Origin of the sequence: Pseudomonas sp. ML2-2023-6 (assembly GCF_037055265.1) — a bacterium.
Taxonomy (GTDB): Bacteria; Pseudomonadota; Gammaproteobacteria; order Pseudomonadales; family Pseudomonadaceae; genus Aquipseudomonas; species Aquipseudomonas kulmbachensis.
In genome coordinates, this window is sequence record NZ_CP146347.1 from 1379409 (window position 1) to 1401791 (window position 22383).

22 protein-coding genes are annotated in these 22383 nt (G+C 58.0%); 13 read left to right on the forward strand and 9 right to left on the reverse strand.

Annotation, left to right across the window (positions count from 1 at the left end; all coding sequences use genetic code 11):
• Positions 1-13 precede the first annotated feature (13 nt).
• The 3 genes from V6L79_RS06375 to V6L79_RS06385 form a co-directional block, all read right to left on the reverse strand.
• The gene (locus V6L79_RS06375; RefSeq protein WP_321835783.1) at positions 14-679 is read right to left on the reverse strand and encodes a M24 family metallopeptidase; all 666 of its coding nucleotides are present in this window, start codon (positions 677-679) and stop codon (positions 14-16) included.
• 154 nt (positions 680-833) lie between these two features.
• Entirely contained in the window at positions 834-1916 is a 1083-nt protein-coding gene (locus V6L79_RS06380) for an endonuclease/exonuclease/phosphatase family protein (protein ID WP_261740846.1), read from the reverse strand.
• Positions 1917-2005: 89 nt separating this feature from the next.
• A complete protein-coding gene (locus V6L79_RS06385) occupies positions 2006-2665 on the reverse strand; it encodes a YciC family protein (RefSeq protein WP_261740847.1) in 660 nt (219 codons plus the stop codon).
• Positions 2666-2841: 176 nt separating this feature from the next.
• Here V6L79_RS06385 and V6L79_RS06390 point away from each other — a divergent pair, with 176 nt between their 5' ends.
• The 5 genes from V6L79_RS06390 to V6L79_RS06410 all read left to right on the forward strand — a co-directional run bounded on the left by V6L79_RS06390 (position 2842) and on the right by V6L79_RS06410 (position 7362).
• Entirely contained in the window at positions 2842-3504 is a 663-nt protein-coding gene (locus V6L79_RS06390; protein WP_338579957.1) for a DUF2076 domain-containing protein, read from the forward strand.
• A 125-nt stretch (positions 3505-3629) separates the two neighbouring features.
• Positions 3630-4106, forward strand: a complete 477-nt coding sequence (locus V6L79_RS06395) for an NYN domain-containing protein (RefSeq protein WP_261740849.1) — start codon at positions 3630-3632, stop codon at positions 4104-4106.
• Between the two features lie 28 nt (positions 4107-4134).
• Positions 4135-4746 carry a PolC-type DNA polymerase III gene (locus tag V6L79_RS06400; protein ID WP_261740850.1) on the forward strand — a complete coding sequence of 204 codons (612 nt, stop codon included), beginning with the start codon at positions 4135-4137 and terminating at the stop codon, positions 4744-4746.
• A gap of 320 nt (positions 4747-5066) precedes the next feature.
• A complete protein-coding gene (gene yedA, locus V6L79_RS06405; RefSeq protein WP_261740851.1) occupies positions 5067-5957 on the forward strand; it encodes a drug/metabolite exporter YedA in 891 nt (296 codons plus the stop codon).
• A gap of 67 nt (positions 5958-6024) precedes the next feature.
• Positions 6025-7362 (forward strand): DEAD/DEAH box helicase, encoded by a 1338-nt coding sequence (locus V6L79_RS06410; RefSeq protein WP_261740852.1) that lies wholly within the window; start codon positions 6025-6027, stop codon positions 7360-7362.
• A gap of 99 nt (positions 7363-7461) precedes the next feature.
• Here the strand turns inward: V6L79_RS06410 and V6L79_RS06415 are convergent, their stop codons facing one another.
• Entirely contained in the window at positions 7462-8703 is a 1242-nt protein-coding gene (locus V6L79_RS06415) for a TIGR03862 family flavoprotein (protein ID WP_338579958.1), read from the reverse strand.
• A gap of 336 nt (positions 8704-9039) precedes the next feature.
• Positions 9040-9960, reverse strand: a complete 921-nt coding sequence (locus tag V6L79_RS06420) for a histone deacetylase (protein ID WP_261740854.1) — start codon at positions 9958-9960, stop codon at positions 9040-9042.
• 86 nt (positions 9961-10046) lie between these two features.
• Here V6L79_RS06420 and V6L79_RS06425 point away from each other — a divergent pair, with 86 nt between their 5' ends.
• The 3 genes from V6L79_RS06425 to V6L79_RS06435 all read left to right on the forward strand — a co-directional run bounded on the left by V6L79_RS06425 (position 10047) and on the right by V6L79_RS06435 (position 12160).
• Entirely contained in the window at positions 10047-10616 is a 570-nt protein-coding gene (locus V6L79_RS06425; protein ID WP_261740855.1) for a GNAT family N-acetyltransferase, read from the forward strand.
• A gap of 87 nt (positions 10617-10703) precedes the next feature.
• The gene (tesB, locus tag V6L79_RS06430) at positions 10704-11573 is read left to right on the forward strand and encodes an acyl-CoA thioesterase II (protein ID WP_261740856.1); all 870 of its coding nucleotides are present in this window, start codon (positions 10704-10706) and stop codon (positions 11571-11573) included.
• Positions 11570-12160 (forward strand): HAD family hydrolase, encoded by a 591-nt coding sequence (locus V6L79_RS06435; protein ID WP_261740857.1) that lies wholly within the window; start codon positions 11570-11572, stop codon positions 12158-12160. Before tesB ends, V6L79_RS06435 begins: the two co-directional genes overlap by 4 nt.
• 163 nt (positions 12161-12323) lie before the next feature.
• Here V6L79_RS06435 and V6L79_RS06440 read toward each other — a convergent pair whose 3' ends face one another.
• Complete coding sequence (locus V6L79_RS06440; RefSeq protein WP_261740858.1) at positions 12324-13310, reverse strand: alpha/beta hydrolase; 987 nt, start codon at positions 13308-13310, stop codon at positions 12324-12326.
• Positions 13311-14201, reverse strand: a complete 891-nt coding sequence (locus V6L79_RS06445) for a neutral zinc metallopeptidase (RefSeq protein WP_338579959.1) — start codon at positions 14199-14201, stop codon at positions 13311-13313.
• Positions 14202-14476: 275 nt separating this feature from the next.
• On the opposite strand from V6L79_RS06445, the gene V6L79_RS06450 reads away from it, so the two are divergent.
• From V6L79_RS06450 to pcaG, 4 genes are all read left to right on the forward strand, one after another.
• Entirely contained in the window at positions 14477-15463 is a 987-nt protein-coding gene (locus V6L79_RS06450) for a YhcG family protein (protein ID WP_405046641.1), read from the forward strand.
• A gap of 35 nt (positions 15464-15498) precedes the next feature.
• Positions 15499-16428: a pca operon transcription factor PcaQ gene (gene pcaQ / locus V6L79_RS06455; RefSeq protein WP_261740861.1), complete on the forward strand. Its 930-nt coding sequence runs from the start codon at positions 15499-15501 to the stop codon at positions 16426-16428.
• Between the two features lie 98 nt (positions 16429-16526).
• The gene (gene pcaH, locus V6L79_RS06460; RefSeq protein WP_261740862.1) at positions 16527-17246 is read left to right on the forward strand and encodes a protocatechuate 3,4-dioxygenase subunit beta; all 720 of its coding nucleotides are present in this window, start codon (positions 16527-16529) and stop codon (positions 17244-17246) included.
• An 11-nt stretch (positions 17247-17257) separates the two neighbouring features.
• Positions 17258-17863, forward strand: a complete 606-nt coding sequence (gene pcaG, locus V6L79_RS06465) for a protocatechuate 3,4-dioxygenase subunit alpha (RefSeq protein ID WP_338579960.1) — start codon at positions 17258-17260, stop codon at positions 17861-17863.
• A 67-nt stretch (positions 17864-17930) separates the two neighbouring features.
• On the opposite strand, the gene V6L79_RS06470 is transcribed toward pcaG, so the two are convergent.
• Together V6L79_RS06470 and V6L79_RS06475 are read right to left on the reverse strand one after the other, a co-directional pair.
• On the reverse strand, positions 17931-18815 hold the full coding sequence (locus tag V6L79_RS06470) for a DMT family transporter (protein ID WP_261740864.1): 885 nt from the start codon (positions 18813-18815) through the stop codon (positions 17931-17933).
• 24 nt (positions 18816-18839) lie between these two features.
• Positions 18840-20168 carry an MFS transporter gene (locus tag V6L79_RS06475; protein ID WP_261740865.1) on the reverse strand — a complete coding sequence of 443 codons (1329 nt, stop codon included), beginning with the start codon at positions 20166-20168 and terminating at the stop codon, positions 18840-18842.
• 244 nt (positions 20169-20412) lie between these two features.
• Between V6L79_RS06475 and quiC the strand changes: the two genes are divergently transcribed.
• Complete coding sequence (gene quiC / locus V6L79_RS06480; RefSeq protein WP_261740866.1) at positions 20413-22323, forward strand: 3-dehydroshikimate dehydratase QuiC; 1911 nt, start codon at positions 20413-20415, stop codon at positions 22321-22323.
• Positions 22324-22383 lie beyond the last annotated feature (60 nt).

The window sequence follows — 22383 nt, forward strand, 5'->3', positions numbered from 1 at the left end:
CAGCCTTGTGCGCTCAAATGAGCAAGTCTTCGTAGAACGCGCCGTAAGCAAGCTCTGGGTGAGTTAGCTGGATTTCCAGAATCCACAGGCCGGGGTTTGCAGACGCTTCGAAATCACCGAGGTCTCCGCCACGATAAATCGCATGGGGGAAATCGCTGACACGGTGGCCCTTGATGTCCAGGTTGAGCTTCCAGCCCATGGCCTGCGCCTGAGCCGCGGCATAGTCGTAAAGCGCCACGCCGGTAACACCCTCGCTGCGCCACAGGCGCTCAACTCGATCAAAAAGCTCCTTGGCAGCCGCGGCACAGGCCGCCATTTGCGGGTCGCTGCCGGTGGTAAACGTCGCCCCGGCATCCCCTTCGTGCCCCTGCCATACCACGCCCATGTCGACGAAGAAGATATCGTCATCACCCAACACCGGGTCGCCATCGGAGCGCTCTTTGAACATCTTGAGTGTATTGGCGCCAAAGCGGATCAGCAGCGGGTGCCAGATTCGATCCATACCCAGTTCGGCCAGTACTTGTTTGCCCATCAACAGGGCCTCGGACTCACGCATGCCGGGGCAAATACCACGGGCAATCTGCTCGACCGCTTTCCAGGTCATTTGCTGCGCATAGCGCATCGATTCCAGCGCGAAATGCTCGCCTACTGCTTCTTTGCCGCCCAAGGCCGGGGTCATCTGTCATTCCTTTTACGAGAAGGCGCGGTCTGCGCTGTATAGTTTTGTATATTGCGATATCCCATTAAAAATGCCCAGCGCAATGCTGCTCACCGAACGTGTGGGAGCGAGCCTGGAAACACCGCGTCGGTTCAGGGATGTGCAGGGCTGGAACTCAGTCCGCAGGCAACAAAAAACGCCCCACAACCGGTAGATGATCCGAGATGGTCTGCGTGTCTTCCTGACGCACATAACCTGTAATGCGCTGCAGTTTTGGACTGTGGAAGAGGTAGTCGAGGGTGCGGTCGGGCGCTTCGATACGTGGATCGTTGGGGAAGTGGGTCAGCCACAGCTCGCGGTCGATGCCGGTGGCTTCAGGGTTGCTGGGGATCATCGGGTACTTTTCCCAGAGCAGATGCAGCTCGCTGTCCGGTGAGTAGCCCAGCCGTAGAGGGGCGGGCAAGCGCAAGAACTGGCCAATGGGCAGCAAGTTGAAATCCCCCCCGATCAGCCACGGTGTGCCCTGGCTTTCGAGCCGGTCGGCCAGTGCTGTGACGGCCTGCATTTGTCGGCGCAGGTTACTGTTGTTCTGCGTGGGGGCATCCAGTTGCGTATTGATAGCCGCCAGTTGCCCGCCGTCGCTGAGCGGCAGGTAGTTGACCAGTAGTGCAGGCTTGGGCTGGAACTGGCGACTGATGAGGTTGGCGTCGGCGACTGGCAATTGCAGGCGTTCGGCGTGTTCGATCTGGTAGCGGCTGAGGGTGACGAGCGTGCGCCCGACGCTGCCGAAAATGTGCCAGTCGGGTACAAAGTCGGCTTTCCAGGTAAAGACCTGGGTGCTGCACGGGTAGATGTCGATCAGGCGTTCTTGCAGCAGCGCCAATTGATTTTGGTAGTCGCTGGCTTTGGCGTTGTCATCGACCTCCTGCAGCAGTACCAGATCAGGGCGCTCATCACGAATGACCCGCGACACTTCATCGAGGCTGAAGGCCATGTCTTCTCGGGTGGGGCGTGTATCGGGGCCGCTGCCGTCGGCCAGGTTGTACCAGAACACATAGCGCTTGCCGGCCAGGTACTGAATGTTCCACGTCATGACCTTGAGCGCCTGGCCGGGTATCAGCACAGGCGCCGTGATCGGGCACGTGAGTGTCAGTACCTCTTTGGCATCGGGTCGCCATGTAACGCTATAAATCAGGCTTGCCAGTAGCGTTGTGATCAGCAGCAAACCAAATACGGTGCGGCGCAAGAAACGTGGCATGGGCTCGGCTTATGACGTTACAAGGAATGAATGAACATACCCGACGGCAGCCCAGCATCCCAAGGCTCTGCATGTAGGTATTGTTCTTTTTATTTGTCAGACGCGTCGCTTATCAACATGAACAAACGAAATAGGACCACAGAGACAAACAACTGCAAAAAGCTGTTGGCACTGTCGAGTACCAACGAAAGCAGCGTGTTGTCATCTTTTGAGAACAGCGAGTAACTGAACTCCTTGAGCAGCATCAGCGGCCCCAATACAGCCAGTATGCAAACAAAAATCCGCCAGAAATGGCCACGGGACAGGTTGAAGCTCGACTTCATGGCGGCTAGTGGTGCATCGCCACGTAGCACCAGTCGGTACTCGGAAAAGGCCAGTACGACAGTCAGGAAAATGCCGGGAATAAAAAACATCGACAACCCAAGCACGATCAGCAGCGTGCTGATTGCCGAGAGCAGAGCAAATTTGGGCCACAGATTGATGGCCAGTGCCAGCAGGTCGCGGTTGCGCGGGCTTTCGCCCCGGCTGCGGGCATCGAGAAACAGGATCAGGGCGCTGGTGTACAGCGGGTACAGCAGCAACCCGACAATCAGACCATAACCGGGCGACGCATCAGGGCCCACTGCGTTATCAACAATGTGCTGCAGCACGGCCTCGAGGATGACCAGCGGCAAGCACAGCATCACGATCTGGCTCAGATTGCGCTGGAAGAAATACAGGGAGTCACGAATAACAGTCAGCGGGTTCATTGGCAGTTGTCGGCAGTCAAAAGCGGTGCGCCACTTTAACCGATGAAACGCCAAGATGAACAAAAGTTAATGAAGACCCAATACCGTTGAAACTTCCTGTCATCCCCCCCATAACTTTTATTGAGCTTCTGCGTAATGCATGGGGCAGGTTTTTTCTGCAATCGAACGAGGTTGTCATGAACAGCGAAGAGCAAACCCTTATTGACGGGTTGTTTTCACGGTTGCAGCAAGCTGAGGCAGGCTCTGCCCCGCGAGATGCCCAGGCCCAGGCGCGTATCAATGAACATCTGGCGCGTCAGCCAGCGGCGACGTACTACATGACTCAGGCAATTCTGGTGCAAGAAGCAGCACTCAAGCAGCTCGACCAACAGAACAGGCAACTGCAGGCGGAACTGGCTCAGGCAAAGGCAACGCCGGCACCCGCGCCATCGGGCGGCAGCTTTTTGTCCGGACTTTTCGGTGGTGGTGATCGTGCCCCTGCTGCTGCGCCCAGTGCCCCGTCGAGCACTGGCGGTTGGCGTGACGGCCCGGCGGCAGCGCCTGCAGCGGCCCCTCAACCGGCCCCTGCGCCTGCGGCGTCAGGTAGCGGCTTTCTTGGTGGCGCCCTCAAAACGGCTGCGGGCGTGGCGGGAGGGGTGATGCTGGCGGAGGGCATCAGCAGCCTGTTCAGTCACCATCAGCAACCGCAAGTTATCGAAGAAATCATCGAACAACCGACGTCCGCCAGCGACAGTGGCTGGGGCAGCGGCAATCAGCAGTTTGCCAATAGCGGCTCTGGTATCGAGGACGTAGGTCTGGATGACGACGACTTGTTTTCTGACGACGACTCCTACGTTTGATCTTAGCCCCCGGCATGTGACTGCACGCCGGGCGGTTTATCCGCGCAAACACTCGACAGGCTGGCATACTGCGGTCTTGTTTTTAAGTCGCGTGCCCGCTTGCATGGGTGCCTTGAGGTTTGCCGGTGAAAAAAATCGCTGTCTTCGCGGATGTGCAGAACCTCTACTACACGGTTCGCCAGGCCTATGGCTGCCATTTCAATTACGCCGCCTTGTGGGCTGATATCAGCAAACGCGGTGAAATCGTCGAGGCCTACGCCTATGCGATTGATCGGGGTGACAGCAAGCAGCAGCAGTTTCAGCAGATCCTGCGCAACCTCGGTTTTATCGTAAAACTCAAACCCTACATCCAGCGCAGCGACGGCTCGGCCAAGGGCGACTGGGACGTAGGTATCACCATCGACATAATGGACGTTGCCGCCAACGTGGACGAGGTGGTGCTGGCCTCGGGTGATGGCGATTTCGACCTTCTGCTCGAACGCATTGCCAGCAAGCACGGGGTTGAAACCGTTGCCTATGGCGTGCCTGGCCTGACTGCCAACTCATTGATTCGTGCTGCCAGCCGTTACGTGCCGATTGAAGGCAGTCTGCTGCTTAAGTAACTCTCATTTTTTACAGGATTGACCAGGTTTGGAACGCATTGCGGTAATTGACTTTGAAACCACCGGTATCTCCCCGAGCAGCAGTTGCCGGGCCACCGAAATTGCCGTGGTGATTCTTGAGCGTGGGCGCATTGTCGAGCGTTACCAAAGCCTGATGAACGCAGGCGTGCGCGTGCCGGGGTTTATTGAACAGTTGACCGGTATCAGCAACGCCATGCTGCGCACCGCGCCGTCGGCCGAGCAGGTGATGAACGAAGTCAACGAGTTCGTTGGCATCACACCACTGCTGGCCCACAACGCGGCCTTTGACCAAAAATTCTGGGATTTCGAAATGGGCCGCATCAAGCGCACCCGTTTGCAGAACTTCGCCTGCTCCTTGTTGCTGGCGCGCCGCCTGATGCCTGCGGCGCCGAATCATAAGCTCGGCACCCTGACCACCTTTGCCGATTTGCCCCACACCGGCCAGGCTCACCGGGCCATGGCCGATGCTGAAATGGCGGCCAATCTGACTGCACACCTGGCCCAGCAACTGCGCCAGAAGCACGGCTTGAAAGAACTCAATCACGACCTGCTGTGCGGCCTGCAAAAAGTCCCTGCGGCGAAGATCAACGAGCATCTGAAGCGTTATCGCGGGTTTTAACCCCCGAACTTTGGGCGACGTGCCTCGTGTCGCCGCTGTGGAGGACCGAGGCTGCGTCCGGCGGCGAAGCCGTCGTAAAATCAGGCTCATCCGTGTGTCAGACAAACCCGGAGTTACGGGTTTACGAGCGCTTCGCACTCGGACGCAGCCTCGTTCCTTCGGCAGTTGCTACCAAAATCTCGTACCCGGCAGCAATGCTAGTCCGTGTTTCTGGTTCCGATTAAAGTGTACGGTCACTTTTGGTGCGTTTTGTTACTTATTATTTCTCCATCTCTTGTCTAGACTCCCCAGTCCCCTGCCTCTGCCCTTGAGCTGCCTTCATGCCTGCCGCACGTCGTTTTCCGCTACAACTGATCGGTGCTTTCTTTGCCTTGTACGTGATTTGGGGCTCGACCTATCTGGCCATTCGTATTGGCATTGAATCCTGGCCGCCATTGATGATGGCCGGGGTGCGATTTTTGATTGCGGGCAGTTTGATGTACGGCTTTATGCGCTGGCGTGGTGCGCCTGCACCCACTGCCGTGCAGTGGCGTTCGGCGGCCATGATCGGTTTTCTGTTGCTGGCCTGCGGCAATGGTGGTGTGACACTGGCCGAACACTCGGGTGTGGCCTCCGGCGTCGCCGCGCTGGCCGTGGCTACTGTGCCGTTGTTTACTTTGCTGTTCGGCTACTTCTGGGGCGCACGCAACACCCGTCTGGAATGGGCCGGGATTGCCCTCGGGCTGGTCGGTATCGGCATGCTCAACCTGGGCTCTAACTTGCAAGCCAGCCCGATGGGCGCGGCGATGGTTATTTTTGCTGCCGCCGCCTGGGCTTTTGGCTCGGTGTGGAGCCGCCATTTGCCACTGCCCGTTGGGGCAATGGCCAGTGCTGCCGAAATGCTTGCCGCAGGCGCCATGCTGCTGGCGGCCAGCCTGCTCAGTGGCGAGCGCATGACCGAAATGCCCACTGCCGCAGGCTGGGGCGCGTTGCTGTACCTGGTGTTCTTCGGCTCGATCATCGCCTTCAGCGCCTATATGTACCTGCTGAAAAACGTGCGCCCGGCAGCCGCCACCAGTTACGCCTACGTCAACCCGGCCGTGGCCGTGATGCTGGGGATCGCCTTCGCGGGTGAGAGCATCGGTTTTGAAGAGTGCCTGGCGATGGCGGTCATTATCAGCGCCGTGGTGTTGATCGGTTTGCCGCAGTGGCGCAAGCAGAAACCCGCGTGAATTAGGGTAAACTGCGCGCCATTGCAACTTATGCACCCATGCGCTGACCTTTTTCGACGGTATCCCCATGACATTCGCCACCCTTGGCCTGATCGAACCCTTGCTGCGCGCCCTTGAGACGCTCGGCTACAAGACCCCAACCCCGGTTCAGGCCCAAGCGATCCCCGCCGTACTGGCTGGTCGCGATCTGATGGCCGCAGCTCAGACCGGCACCGGCAAAACCGCCGGTTTCGCCCTGCCATTGTTGCAGTCGCTGACCATGGAAGGCCCGAAAGTCGCCAGCAACTCGGTGCGTGCACTGGTACTGGTGCCCACCCGCGAGCTGGCCGAACAGGTTCACGAGAGCATCCGCCAGTATGCCGAACACCTGCCGTTGAGCACCTATGCGGTGTACGGCGGCGTCAGCATCAACCCGCAAATGATGAAAATGCGCAAAGGTGTTGATGTTCTGGTCGCAACGCCTGGGCGTCTGCTCGATCTGTATCGTCAGAAAGCGATCAAGTTCAACCAGCTGCAAACCCTGATCCTCGACGAAGCGGATCGCATGCTCGACCTCGGTTTCTCCGAAGAGCTACGCGATATCTACCGTGCTTTGCCGAAAAAGCGTCAGACCCTGCTGTTCTCGGCGACCTTTTCTGACGCGATTCGCCTGTTGGCCGAGCAGATGCTCGACAACCCGCTGAGCATCGAAGTCAGCCCGCGCAACGTGGCCGCCAGCAGCGTCAAGCAGTGGGTGATCCCGGTCGACAAAAAGCGCAAGGCAGAGCTGTTTTTGCACCTGCTGCGCACCCAGCACTGGAAGCAAGTGCTGGTGTTTGCCAAAACCCGCAACGGCGTGGACGAATTGGTGGGCAAGTTGCAAGGTCTGGGGATCAACGCTGACGGTATCCACGGCGACAAGCCGCAAGCCACGCGCCAACGGGCGCTGGATCGTTTCAAGGCCAGTGAAGTGCAGATCCTGGTAGCAACCGACGTTGCAGCACGTGGTCTGGATATCGAAGACCTGCCGCTGGTGGTCAATTTCGACCTGCCAATCGTGGCCGAAGACTACATTCACCGCATCGGCCGTACGGGTCGCGCCGGTCAGAAGGGCGAAGCCATTTCGCTGGTCTGTGCTGACGAAGTGAACATGCTGTCGGCAATCGAGATGCTGACCCGTCAGACTTTGACTCGTCACCAAGAGCAAGATTTCGAGCCGGAGCACCGCGTGCCCGACACGGATGCCAGCGGTCAAGTGATCAAAAAACCGAAGAAGCCGAAAAAACCGAAAACCTCGGGTGGTGGCGGCAAGCGCAACTTGGGCAAGTGGGTAGACAGCGGCGAAGCAACCCCGGCAGAACCGTCGGTCAAGCCTGTGCGTAAAGTCCCTGTGTTCAACACCGGCCCGCGCAAGCGCAAGCCGTAAGGTCGACGCCGACCCTGGGGAAACTTCAACTGTGGGAGCGAGCCTGCTCGCGAACAGCCTTCGCGAGCAGGCTCGCTCCCACAGGGGCCCTGACCAGGATTAGTGTTGCGCTTTAAGCCAGCTCAAAACCCCCAACCCGGCAGCACGGCCACTGGCAAAACAGCCTGTGAGCAAGTAGCCGCCGGTGGGGGCTTCCCAATCAAGCATCTCGCCTGCGCAGAACACGCCGGGCACTGCCTTGAGCATCAGGTTTTCATCCACAGCCTCAAACCGCACACCGCCGGCGCTGCTGATCGCTTCGTCCAATGGGCGCGCCTTGATCAGTTTCAGGGGCAGCGCCTTGATGGCCTTGGCCAGTTGCGCCGGGTCGTTGAAGGATTCGGCGGGTGCTAACTCGCGCAACAACGCTGCTTTTACGCCATCGAGGCCCAACTGGCTGTGCAGATGTTTGCTCATCGAGCGCGAGCCGCGAGGCTTGGCCAGTGCTGCCTGGACTTTATCCACAGGCTTGCCCGGCAACAGGTCGATCAGGATGGTCGCTTCGCCCTGTTGATTGATCGCTTCACGAATCGGTGCCGACCAGGCGTAAATCAAACTGCCTTCAATGCCGCTGGCGGTAATCACACACTCGCCCAAGCGAGGGGGGCTGTGCTCCAGGGCAATGGCGATGTTCTTTAGCGGCGCACCGGCGAACTTGCTGCGCAGTACCTCACTCCAGCTGGCCACATCAAACCCGCAATTACTCGGCTGCAACGGCGCGAGCTCGACGCCGCGCTCGGCCAGCAACGGCATCCATGCGCCATCCGACCCCAGTCGCGCCCAACTGCCGCCGCCCAACGCCAATAACACCGCATCAGGCTTGAGCTGTACTTCGCCTTCAGGACTGTCGATACGCAACTGGCCATCGGCTTGCCAGCCCTGCCAGCGATGACGGGTGTGGATAAATACCCCGGCTTCGCGCAGACGCTTGAGCCAGGCGCGCAATAACGGCGCGGCTTTCATATCGGTGGGGAACACCCGGCCGGAACTGCCGACAAAAGTTTCGATGCCCAGGTCATGGATCCACTGGCACAAGGCATCGGCATCGAAGGCCCGCAGCAATGGGGCGATCTGGGGTGCGCGCTCGGCATAGCGTGACAGGAAGGTCGGGTAGGCTTCGGAGTGGGTGATATTCATGCCGCCGACCCCGGCCAGCAAAAACTTGCGGCCCACCGACGGCATACCGTCGTACAGATCAACCCGCACGCCTGCCTGGCTCAACACTTCGGCGGCCATCAAACCGGCTGGGCCACCGCCGATAATAGCGACGTGATGGGAGTGGTGAGGGGTGGGATCAGTCATGACAGGGCTGCAAATCGGCGAAATAAGCTGCGCATTCTACCTGACTGCGCGGAGCAGATCCCCTGTAGCAGCTGTCGAGGGACGAAGGCTGCGTTCGGCGGCGAAGCCGTCGTAAAGTCAGTGGACGCGCAGTGTCAGATACACCGCGGGTTCAGGTATTACGACCGCTTCGCGCTCGAACGCAGCCTTCGTTCCTTGGCAGCTGCTACGAGGAGTGCAATAACTGTACGAAAAACATACAGCTATCTGCAGGCCTTACTCACCGTGGCCTGCAGGTGCTTTCACTCAGGTTATCCACAGGCAGTTCCACAGGCATTGTGGGTAAAAAATCACAGCTTAGTGACAACCCAATGACAACCAGACCTTTTGCGCACTGTGGTGCAAAATCCCGTGGCGGCGTGCCAGTGCCTTGCGGTCTTTGCTGTAACCGCCGCCAATCACCCCGACCACCGGAATATCGCGGCCCAGGCAGTGGCGCATCACGCTCTCGTCACGGGCGCCAATGCCTTCGTCGGTGAGCTTCAAATAGCCCAAGGCATCATCTTTATGCACATCGACTCCGGCGTCGTAGAGCACCAGATCCGGTTGATACAGCGGCAACAGGTAATTGAGTGCCTCATCGACCACTTGCAGGTATTCGGCATCGCCCATACCCATAGGCAGGCCGATATCCCAGTCACTTTGCGCTTTGCGTGCCGGAAAGTTCTTTTCACAGTGCAGGGAAACGGTAATGGCGTCCGGCGTATGTTCAAGAATTCGTGCAGTCCCGTCGCCCTGATGCACATCGCAGTCAAAAATCAGTACCCGGTTCACCCGACCGCTTTCCAGCATGTAACGGCTGATAATCGCCAGATCATTGAAGATGCAAAAGCCTGCCGGGTGATCGTAATGCGCGTGATGGGTGCCCCCCGCCAGGTGACAGGCCAGCCCGTGCTCCAGCGCTTGTTCGGCGGCCAGTAATGAGCCGCCCACCGCACGAATGGTGCGTTGCGCCAGCGCTTCGCTCCAGGGCAGGCCCAGGCGGCGCTGATCTTCGCGGGCCAGTTCGCCCGCCATGTAGCGCTCGATATAGGTGCGGTCATGGGCCAGCGCAAGGATATCCACAGGGCAAAGTTCCGGGCGCAGCAGGTCTGCATCGCGGGTCAGTCCGGACTCGACCAAGTGATCGCGGAGCAGGCGGAATTTGTCCATCGGAAAACGATGATCTGCTGGGAACTGCGGGCTGTAGTCATCGTGGTAAATCAGCGGCACAGGCATAGGGAATTTCGCGTCGTAACGAGCGCTGGATATTAACAGCGCTGTACACTGCTCGGTAAAGCCCGGTAACAAATCGGAGAGAGTCGATGGAGCAGATCAAAGAACTCGAAAGTGCCCGTTTGCACTTACGCCCCTGGCGTGACACAGACTTGTACGAGTTCGCTGCGATGTGTGCCGATCCTCAGGTGATGCGTTATTTTCCGGCCCCGTTGAGTCGCCTCGAAAGTGCGGCGCTGATTGGCAGGATTCGCGGTCACTTTGCCGAGTACGGCTACGGTCTATGGGCACTAGAGCGTAAGGATACGGGCGCTTTTATCGGTTTCACCGGGCTAATGAATGTCTCGTTTGAGGCGCCCTTTACTCCGGCCGTTGAAATAGGCTGGCGGCTGGCACCCGAACACTGGGGTTTGGGCTACGCCAGTGAGGCGGCCTGGGCGGCATTGCGTTGTGCCTTTGATCGATTGGCGCTGGATCAGGTGGTGTCGTTTACCAGCCAGGTGAACTTGCCATCGCAAAAAGTCATGCAGGCCATTGGTATGCAACACGATCCGCACGGTGGCTTTGAACACCCTCGGTTGCCTGAAAGCGACCCGCTAAGGCCCCATGTGCTGTACCGCATTACGCGGGCACAGTGGTTGGAAACCCTGCACGGCTAAGCGGGTGCAGTAACGCGGCGAAAGCCGGAATTTTTGACCTGCGTAACGAAGATTACGAGGGTAATGCTCTGTGTGAGGAGAATCTGAATGAGCCAAGTGTTGGATGATCTGGTCAATTTGCTGACCCTGGAACCGATCGAAGAGAACCTCTTTCGCGGCAGCAGTCAGGACTTGGGCTTTCGCCAGTTGTTCGGCGGTCAGGTGCTCGGTCAATCGCTGTCGGCCATGAGCCAGACGGTTGAAGACGCCCGCCATGTGCACTCGATGCATGGCTATTTTTTACGCCCCGGCGATGCGAGCCTGCCTGTGGTGTACCAGGTTGACCGGGTGCGCGATGGCGGCAGTTTCAGCACACGCCGGGTGACTGCGATCCAGAAGGGTCAGCCGATTTTTACCAGCAGCGCTTCGTTTCAGTACGACGAGAGCGGTTTTGAGCATCAGATCCCGATGCCCGATGTAGTCGGACCGGAGAATCTGCCGTCGGAACTCGACATGATTCGTCAGCGCGCGCACCTGATTCCTGAGTCGATGCGTGAAAAGCTGCTGTGCGCCAAGCCCATCGAGTTTCGTCCGGTGGTGGGTGAAGACCCCTTCAACCCCCAGGTTAGCGACCCGATCAAGTACGTGTGGTTTCGTGCTGACGGCACACTGCCTGATTCGCCCGCCCTGCATAAATACCTGCTGGCCTACGCATCGGACTTTGGCTTGCTGACTACCTCGTTGCTGCCCCACGGCAAAGGCGTGTGGCAAAAGGATATGCAGGTTGCCAGCCTCGATCATGCGTTGTGGTTTCACGCCGATCTGCGTGCCGATGACTGGCTGCTCTATGCAATGGACAGCCCGTGGGCGGGCAACTCGCGCGGGTTCTCCCGTGGCAGCGTGTACAACCGCGCTGGCCAATTGGTAGCCTCGGTCACACAGGAAGGTTTGATCCGCCACCGCAAGGACTGGGCATGACACTCAAGGACGTAAAACACTGGGTTTTCGACATGGACGGCACCCTGACTATTGCCGTGCATGACTTTGCCGCGATTCGTCGTGAGCTGGAGATCCCTGCCGATGAAGATATCCTGACTCACCTCAACGGCTTGCCCGCGCAAGTCGCGGCAGCCAAGCACGCCTGGCTGCTGGAGCACGAGCGCGAGCTGGCGCTGGCTTCAACAGCTGCTCCGGGTGCGGTCGAACTGGTGCGCGACTTGGCCGCTCAGGGATGTCGCCTCGGCATCCTGACCCGTAATGCTCAGGAATTGGCGCATATCACGCTCAAGGCCATCGGCCTGGACCAGTGCTTCGCGCCCCAGGATGTACTGGGTCGCGACAACGCCGTACACAAGCCAGACCCGGATGGCCTTCTTCAGTTGGCGCGGGCGTGGGATGTGGCCCCGGCGAAGATGGTGATGGTGGGGGATTATCACTTTGACCTGGCCTGTGGCCGCGCTGCAGGCAGCAAAACCATATTGGTCAATGTGCCTGAAAACCCGTGGCCGGAACTGACCGACTGGCATGCCAAGGACTGTTTCGAGCTGCGCCAGTTACTTACCTGACTTAACACCTGCAGCTTCCGTAGGAGCGAGGCTGCGTTCGGTGGCGCAGCCGTCGTAAATCCAGGCAGCGCGGTACGTCAGTTAAAACGTGCACTCAGATTTTACGATCGCTTCGCAATCGAACGCAGCCTCGTTCCTTCGGCAGCTGCTACACAGGGTGTATTTACCCGCCAAACAACGCCTTCTGCCCCTCTGGCGAGGTGAACATTTGGTCGCCGTTGTGCCCAACACCAGGCACTTCGATCAGCCGCTGATTCAGCCCCTGCGGATGCTGCTGGCGCAAATACTCAAAGTAGTTCTTTGCGCGCTCCAGCCTGAAGGCGCCCTGGGCTTCGGCTTCGCAGCTTTTATCCAGTGCCGGGTGGTTGGGGTCAGTGTCCTTGGCACCTAATAAATAGGTAATGTCGCGTTCAACATAGGCCTGCTCCAGCTGTCGTTTTTTTTGCCCCATGGCGTAGGCGGGCAGATCCTTAAGCCCGTATTTCCAGGTATTGAAGCCCGGGCAGTTCGCCGAATCAAAGGTCGGAATCGGCCGCTGCGCATTGAAGTACGCATATGACGAAGGGTTGGCAATTACATAGCGCACCTTGATCCCGTCTGTCTGCAAAGCCTTGTCGGCTTGTGTCGTCAGGGCATAACGCTGCACCACTTGCGCGCCCCCTGAGTGTCCGGCAATCACTACCTCACGCAAGGCCGGGAAGCGTTTGCGGTCATTGAGGCGCTCAAGGATCTGATCCAGCGCCGCGTAAGAACTGAGCGGCGCCGGGCTCAGCGCGGGGGCACCGGCCATCCAGTCATTGGCATGCCAGCGCAAGACCGCGTCGGGCAGGGCATGGCGAGTGCGATCACGCTGATTGAGAAATTGCGGTGCAATGATCAGGGTTGTGGATAACTGCCCGGCTTGCGTCGCAGCCTGTTCGGCGCTGCGTAAATAGGTCTGGGCATTGCGCAGGCGCCCATGAATCACAATCAATGCGCGCTGCACCTGTGGCAGTGGCCGTTTCCAGTCCTGGCTCAGCCCCACGCTCAACTCGCCGGGGCCAATATTCAGACGCTCGGGGCTCAGTTCTTTAACCCCGTGCTCGGCCGCCTGAGCCATCGAGAAGGCCAGCAACAGGCCTATTATTGGCGCGATTGAGCGCACTAGCATCTAAAGCTCCGCTGCCGAGAAGGTATCGCACTGATTGATATTGCCTTGTGCAAAACCGGTCTTGAACCACTTCACCCGTTGCGCCGAAGTGCCGTGGGTAAAGGAGTCGGGCACCACGCGGCCTTGGCTTTGTTGCTGCAAACGATCATCGCCAATGGCATTGGCGGCATTCAAGGCCTCATCGATATCCCCGGGTTCCAGCCAGTTCAGGCGTTTTTGCGCATGGTTGGCCCACACACCTGCCAGGCAGTCGGCTTGTAGTTCCTGGCGCACCAGCAAGCCCCCGGCCCCCTCCATGCGCTGACCTTGTTGGCGGGCCATTTGCATTTTTGACGAGACACCCAGCAGGGTCTGCACGTGATGGCCCACTTCATGCGCGATCACATAGGCTTGGGCGAAATCGCCTCCGGCCTTGAAGCGCTGGGTCATCTCCTGGAAGAAACTCATATCCAGATAGACCTTCTGATCGGCCGGGCAGTAAAACGGCCCGGTTGCGGCCGAAGCAAAGCCGCAGGCCGAGTTCACTTGGCCGCGAAACAGCACCAGGGTCGGGTCTTTATAAGTGCGACCAGCTTGCTGAAAAATTTGCCGCCAGGTGTCTTCGGTATCGCCCAGAATCGCCCGCACAAAATCAGCTTGTTGATCATTAGCGGGAGGTGCATGCCCGGCTTGCTGGGTAACCTGGGGCGAAGATTGCTCGGTAAGCTGGCCGCTTAACTGCCCGAGAATCTGCATTGGGTCCTGTCCGGTTAACAGACCGATACCCACAATCACCACCACAGCCACTAGGCTCAAGCCTTTACCGCCGCCGATCCGCATCCCGCCGCCCCCGGTGCCTTGATCGCGTACGTCTTCAACGTTGTCGCTACGTCGGCCTTTTTTCCAAAGCATGGGGGTCGTCCTCTGATAAATCGTGTATTCAAGTGTTGTAGCTGAGTTGGGACAATGCCAGCCCGGCTGTCAGACGCTTGTTAATTGGCGAAGGAGTATGGCATTTGGGTTGATGGGTTTGCAGGTGAAGGCTACAGAGTGTATCGGCCTTTTGTGGGTAAGGGCTGACTGACGAGGGTGGGAGTGGGTCGTAGGGTGTGTTGCTCTATTCGTCCTGCATTCCCGAGGTTTCAGTGAGCTCCCACTTTTTAAATACGCCACATCAGACTTCGACCATTGGTTTCACCCATGTAGTGAAACTAATCAAAAATGCCCAACAAAATGCCGTTGTTGCCGTGAATACGCAGCTAATCGGTTTGTACTGGCAGGTGGGTGCTTTTATCAGTCAAAAGCTGGAACGAGCTGAGTGGGGGGACTCTGTAGTCGAGCAGTTGGCAGTTCACATCGCGGCTACCCAGCCTGGGCTTCGAGGGTTTACCCGTCGCAACCTGTTCCGCATGCGTCAATTTTATGAGGCATATAGAGAGGATGAAAACTTAGTGTCAGCACTGCTGACACAATTGCCCTGGACTCACCATCTGATGCTCCTGAGTCAGTGTAAATCCGCTCAGGAGCGCGAATTTTATATGCGCAGCGCCGTTGTCCAAAAATGGTCGAGTCGTGAACTGGATCGTCAGTTGGGGAGCGCGTTGTTTGAGCGAATGGTGATTCGCCCAGCCAAGCTTTCCCCTGCATTACAGGAACGTGTTGCAGGTGTAACGGATGTATTCAAAGACGCTTATTTTGTTGAGTTTCTTCAGCTACCCAGCGGGCACAACGAGTCGGGGTTACATCGAGGTTTGCTGGGGCGTTTAAAGGAGTTTCTGACTGAGTTGGGCCATGATTTTTGCTTTGTGGGCTCAGAGTATCCATTACAGGTAGGAACCAGGGATTTTGCAGTGGACCTGCTTCTGTTCCATCGTGGCTTGAATTGTCTGGTCGCGATTGAATTAAAGGTAGGACGCTTCGAACCTGAACACTTGGGCAAGCTCAACTTCTACCTCGAAGCGCTCGACCGCCACCACCGCAAAGCTCACGAAAATCCGGCAATCGGAGTATTACTGTGCGCCAGCAAGGAAGATGAAGTGGTTGAATACGCGCTGAACCGCTCGCTGTCGCCCGCTTTGATCGCCGAATATCAAACCAGGCTGCCGGACAAGAAGATTCTGCAAGCCAAGCTGCATGAGTTTTATCTGCAAAACGTCCCTGTAGATGACACGTGACCCCACCTGATCCCCGCTCCGGAGTTGTAAGCCCTGTGAACATTGATACCCGCATCAAGTACCGCCACCTCGTGTGCTTTCTGGAGATGGCGCGCCAGGGCAGTCTGGCGCGGGCGGCGGATGTGTTGGCGGTGAGCCAGCCGGCCATGTCAAAAACCCTCAAGGAGCTTGAGGAACTGCTGACGGTCAGCCTGTTTGTGCGCAGTAAAAGCGGCGTCACTCTGACCGAGGCCGGGGTGGCGTTTCTGCGTTATGCGACGCCTTCGGTGCAGGCGTTGCGCGAAGGGGTCAATGCCTTGCGTGGCGGTGAATATGTAGGAGGTACGGTGCGTCTGGGGGTGTTGTCGACGGTGGAGAGCCTGCTGATACCCGAACTGGTGCAGCGTCTGCATGCCCGGCATTCGTCGCTGGTGGTGAGTGTTGTAACTGGACCGAGTGCGTATCTGTTATCGCAATTGCGTGTAGGTGATGTTGACCTTGTGGTGGGGCGCATGACCGACAGCCCGGAAATTCAGGGCATGAATTTTGAACATCTTTACAGCGAATCCATGACCCTGGTGGCGCGTGCAGGTCATCCCCTGACACAAGGCCCGCTTGACCGCAGTTTGCTCGAAAACTACCCACTGGTATTGCCGCTGGCCAACACCACTATTCGTGCCTTTGCCGACAGCCTGTTTGTGCAGTGCGGCATCAGCCAGTCCCGGCAACGGCTGGAAACTCTGTCGATTACCCTCAGTCGGCGCTACGTGCTGCGCAACGATGCGGTCTGGATCGCGCCTCTGGATGCCGTACGTCTCGACCTGGCCAGTGGCGAGCTGCAGGAAATCGACCTGGGCCAGCGCGAGCCGGGCGGCTCGATCGGTATTTGCAGCAACGCCCACGTACCGATGTCGGTGGCGGCGCAGGGCTGTGTCGAGGTTTTGCGTGAATTGGGCCGGGCCTATGGGGAAGGGATTTATCCATAACCATATGGTTATGTATGGGGCTGACCTTTTCAGTAGTCCTTGGGCGTCTGTTGTTTGAAACTGGCTTCTAGCCTTTATAAAAACAACAGGAGATCGACATGTCTGATGCAGACAGCCGGCGTTTTATCATCCGTGATCGCAACTGGCACCCCAAAGCCCTGACGCCCGACTACAAAACCTCGATTGCCCGTTCCCCGCGCCAGGCGCTGGTGAGCATCCCGCAGTCGGTTAGCGAAACCAGCGGCCCTGATTTTTCCCATCTGAAATTTGGCAAGTTCGACAACGACCTGCTGCTCAATTTCAACAATGGCGGTTTGCCTATTGGCGAGCGGATCATCCTCGCGGGTCGCGTGTGCGATCAGTACGGCAAACCGATTCCTCACACCCTGGTTGAAGTTTGGCAAGCCAACGCTGGCGGTCGTTATCGCCATAAGAACGACCGTTACCTGGCACCGCTGGATCCCAACTTTGGTGGCGTAGGCCGCACCTTGACCAACAGTGAAGGGTATTACAGCTTCCGCACCGTCAAACCGGGGCCTTATCCGTGGCGTAACGGGCCAAACGACTGGCGCCCGGCGCATATTCACGTCTCCATCAGTGGCCCCTCGATAGCCACGCGGCTGATTACCCAGTTGTACTTCGAAGGCGACCCGATGATCCCGATGTGCCCGATCGTCAAATCGATTACCAACCCCGAGGCAGTGCAAAGCCTGATTGCTCGGCTGGACATGGGCGCGGCCAATCCGATGGATTGCCTGGCGTATCGCTTTGACATCGTGCTGCGCGGTCAGCGCCAGACTCACTTCGAAAACTGCTGAGGAGCCCCGTCATGCCTATCCAATTGCTACCGGAAACCCCATCGCAAACTGCTGGCCCCTATGTACATATCGGCCTGGCGCTGGCTGCGGCCGGCAACCCGTCGCGCCCTGAAGAAATCTGGAGCGAGATGGCCAAGCCGGACGCTGCGGGCGAGCACATCGTGCTGTTTGGCAACGTCTATGACGGTAATGGCCACCTGGTGCGCGACTCTTTTCTGGAGCTGTGGCAAGCCAACCATGAAGGGGTTTATGACGAAGACTTTGATTCGGAAAAAGCCTTCAACAGCTTTGGCCGTACGGCGACCACCTTCGATGCAGGTGAGTGGACGCTCAACACCATCAAGCCTGGTGTGGTGAACAATGCGAGCGGTGTGCCGATGGCGCCGCATATCAACGTGTCGCTGTTTGCCCGTGGCATCAACATTCACCTGCAGACGCGCCTCTATTTCAGCGACGAGTCGGAGGCGAATGCCAAGTGCCCGGTGCTCAATCTGATCGAGCAGCCACAACGCCGCGAAACCTTGATCGCTCATCGCTGTGAAGTGAATGGCAAAACGGCCTATCGGTTTGATATCCGTATTCAGGGCGAAGGGGAGACGGTGTTTTTCGACTTTTAATACACCACAACACCTGTAGCAGCTGCCGAGGAACGCAGCCTTCGTTCCTCTGCAGCTGCTACGAAACTCAAGCGCGGCCGCGCCTTTGCTGCCACGCCGCCGCCAACCCGCTGACGCAGATAATCGCAATACCGACCCGGCTGGCCAGGTCAGGCGTGTGGTCGAAAAGTAACCAGCCCAAAACCCCGGAAAACACGATCTGGCAATAGCTGAATGGCGCCAGCAATGCCGGTGCCGCCACGCGAAACGACTGGGTCAACAGCAAGTGAGCAGTCATGCCCAGGGAGCCCAGCGCCAGCATTTGCAGGCCGTGGGCCAGGGTCGGGGTTTGCCAGAAAAACGGCACCAGCGCACTCATCACCAGCACATTGAACAGCCCGGCAAAGAAGTTACTGGTGGTGGGGCTGTCATATGCGCTGAGTTTGCGCGTGAGGATCTGATAACAGCTAAAGCAGAGCGCTGCGGCCATCGGCAATAACACCGCCGGGGTAAACAACTCGCCCCCGGGGTGAATGATGATCACCACCCCGATAAATCCGCATACCACGGCCAGCCACTGCCCACGTGTAACCGTCTCGCCCAGTAAGGGCCCTGACAAAGCCGCTACCAGTAGCGGTGCCAGAAAGTTGACCGCCGTATTTTCAGCCAGTGGGATGAACAGCAAGCCATAGGTGAAAAACAGGCCTGAACCCAACAGGCAAATGGCCCGCAACACCTGAAGCAAAGGCCGTTTGCTGCGCAGTACCCGCAACCCTGACTGCGGCAGAAAGATCCCCGCCATCAACACGGTGTGCACCAGATAACGTGCCCACACCACCATCACTACCGGGTAAAAACCACTGAGGTACTTGGACAGCGCATCGTGACTGGAGAACAGCGCAGTGGCTGTCACTATCAGCAAGATGCCCTTCAAAGGATGGTTCACCCCCGAAAGGGGCGTGGGCAATGTCATCGATGACCTCGTTGTGTCTATGCGTCAAACCTGTGGGATTTTGCGCGGTGCCATGAAGTACATCCACACTAACGCAATGAAGTACATCGCTGGAATCATAGTGAACAACAAGGTGTAATTATTGTTCGTGACGGTCAGTACATAGCCCACGAACTGAGTCATAAACATCCCGCCGATAGCGGCGCACATGCCGCCAAAGCCGAACACGGTGCCCATCATGTGCTTGGGTGTGTAGTCCATCACCATGCTCCACACGTTGGCAGTCCAGGCCTGGTGCGCACCCAGTGCCAGAGCGATTGCGCCCACCGCGACCCACAGGTCGCTGGAGCCTGCAGCCATCACCACGCCGATGATGCTGATTGCGCACAACAGCATCGATACCAGCCGTGCCTTGACCGCCGCCATACCGCGCTTGATCAGTACCGAAGACAGAATTCCACCGCCGACGCTGCCGAAATCCGCAGTGATGTAGATGATGATCAGCGGGATGCCCATCTGGGTAACGCTGATGCCCAGGTTGTATTGCTGGTTGAGGAACGGAGGCAACCAGTACAGGTAGAACCAGAACACCGGAGCTGTCATGGCGTAGGACAGGGCGAAGGCCCATGTGCCACGCATCTTGAGGATGGTGCCGAAAGAAACGGTGGTTTGCTCAGGCTCTTTTTCTTGCTGGATGTAGTCCAGTTCTGCCTGGCTAACGGTTGGATGTTCTTCTGGGTTGTAGTACTTCAGGCCCCAGAAAATCAGCCAGATACCGCCCAATGCCGCCATGCACAAAAAGGCCGCTTGCCAGCCCCACACATGTAACACCAGTGGCAACAGCATTGGGGTGAACATGGCGCCGACGTTGGTCCCGGCGTTGAAGATCCCGCTGGCCACAGCCCGCTCGCTGGCCGGGAACCACAGGCGCGTGGTTTTCACGCAGGCAGGGTAGTTGGCGGCTTCGGTCAGGCCCAGGATAAAGCGGCAAATCATAAAGCCCGCCGCTGAAGTAGCCAGGCCATGAGCACCGGTAGCCAGGCTCCACAGCAACACGGCGCAGAAGAACACGCGCTTGACCCCGACTCGGTCGATCAAACGTCCCTGCAGGACGAAGCCAATGGCGTAGCCCACCTGAAACCAGAAGTTGATATTGGCGTAGTCCATCGCCGTCCAGCTCATCTCTTTGGCCAGGATCGGTTGCATGACGCCCAGGGCGGCACGGTCGATAAAGTTCAGCGTGGTGGCGAAAAACACCAATGCAAGCATGCCCCAACGGGTTTTGCCAATTGCCAGGGTGCCGCGGATCTTGTCGCCGATCCCTGCGCTTGAAGCGTGGGCAGAGGTAGTGCGTGCAGTCGGAGAGGGGACCATGGTTGTTTACCCGTTTCTTGGAATTGTTATGTGGTGTTGCTCAGCTTTTGACGCAAGTAGTTCGGACTTGATGGTGGCGAGTGGACGAAAAATCGTCAATTCAAGATAGGCCATAATGTTCGATAATCGCACGCAAAACTAACCAGTTGGTACAGATTGGTTGCTCAATAATAGGGCGCCCTTAATAATCAAACCATTAAGAAATGCCGTTGCCTGCAGGCTGCGCCAATCCTGGGAGTTATTAATGAAGCGTTCGATCGCCACTGTTTCCTTGAGCGGCACCTTGCCAGAAAAGCTGGACGCCATTGCCGCGGCAGGTTTTGACGGGGTCGAGATTTTTGAAAACGACCTGCTGTATTACGACGGCAGCCCGCGTGAAGTGCGCCAGATGTGTGCCGATCTGGGGCTGGCTATTAGCCTGTTTCAACCGTTCCGTGATTTTGAAGGCTGCCGCCGCGAACGTCTTGCTCGCAACCTGGACCGCGCCGAACGCAAGTTTGACTTGATGCAAGAGCTTGGCACCGATCTGGTGTTGGTCTGCAGTAACGCTGCAGCGGACTCGGTGGGGGATCGGCAGATTTTGCTCGATGACCTGAGCCTGCTCGCCGAACGTGCAGGGGCCCGGGACCTGCGCATAGGTTACGAAGCGCTGGCCTGGGGCCGCCACGTCAATACCTGGCAACAGGTCTGGGATCTGGTGCGTGAGATCGACCATCCAAATCTTGGCGTATTGCTCGACAGCTTCCATACCTTGTCGCTCAAGGGCGATCCGAGTGCGATTGCGCAAATCCCAGGCGACAAGATCTTCTTTGTGCAGATGGCCGACGCGCCGATTCTGGCGATGGATGTGCTGGAATGGAGTCGTCATTTCCGCTGTTTCCCCGGTCAGGGTGAGTTTGATCTGCCGGGCTTTCTGGCTCCAATCATACAAAGTGGCTACACCGGTCCCTTGTCGCTGGAAATCTTCAACGACGGTTTTCGTGCAGCCCCGCCCCGGGCCAATGCTGCCGACGGTTTACGCTCGTTGCTCTACCTCGAAGAGAAAACCCGCGAGCGTCTGGCGCAGCAAGCGGCACCGGGTGCGACCCTGGAACCCTTGTTCGCGCCGCCTGCAGCGAGCCAGTACGACGGCATTGAATTTCTCGAATTTGCCGTGGATGAAAATCAGGGCGCGCAATTGACTCACTGGCTCGAGCGCCTGGGGTTCAGCAAGGCGGGCCAACACCGCTCAAAGAATGTGAGCTTGCTGCGTCAGGGCGATATCAACCTGATTCTTAACGCTGAGCCGTACTCGTTCGCGCACAACTTTTTTGAGGCCCACGGCCCATCGTTATGCGCCACCGCCATTCGAGTGCAGGACAGCGCCAGCGCTCTGGCGCGTGCGGTGGCTTACAAAGGTCAGCCCTATCGCGGACTGGTCGGCCCCAATGAACTGGAGTTGGCGGCGGTGCGTGCCCCCGATGGCAGCTTGATTTACCTGGTGGACAAGGACGCCTCCGGTAAGCCGCTGTACGAGTCGGACTTCAATATCGCGCCAACTCCCTCAACCCAGGGTGGCCTCAAGCGTATTGACCATATGGCCATGGCATTGCCCGCCGATAGCCTCGACAGCTGGGTGTTGTTCTATAAAAGCCTGCTGGATTTTGAAGCCGATGACGAAGTAGTCCTGCCAGATCCTTATGGCTTGGTAAAAAGCCGAGCGCTGCGTAGCCGTTGCAGTTCGATTCGTTTGCCGCTGAATATTTCCGAGAACAGAAACACCGCCATCTCACATGCCTTGTCGAGTTATCGCGGCTCCGGAGTGCATCACATCGCCTTTGAATGTGACGACCTGTTCGCCGAGGTCAGTCGCGCCAAAGCAGCCGGTGTACCGCTGCTGGATATTCCGCTCAACTACTACGACGACCTGGCGGCGCGTTTTGATTTCGATGACGAGTTCTTGAGCAAGCTCGCCTATTTCAACGTGTTGTATGACCGTGATGCACAGGGCGGCGAGCTGTTCCATGTGTACACCGAGCCGTTTGAAGGGCGTTTTTTCTTCGAGCTTTTGCAACGCAAAAATGGCTATGCCGGGTATGGCGCGGCGAACGTTGCGGTGCGTCTGGCTGCGATGGCCAAGTCACGCAGCGGCGCGGCACGTCAGGCAAAGCTGTAAGGCGGCTTCCTTCACAGAGCAGGGCGGCCCATAATCGCGGCCATCCCAAGATGGCCGTGA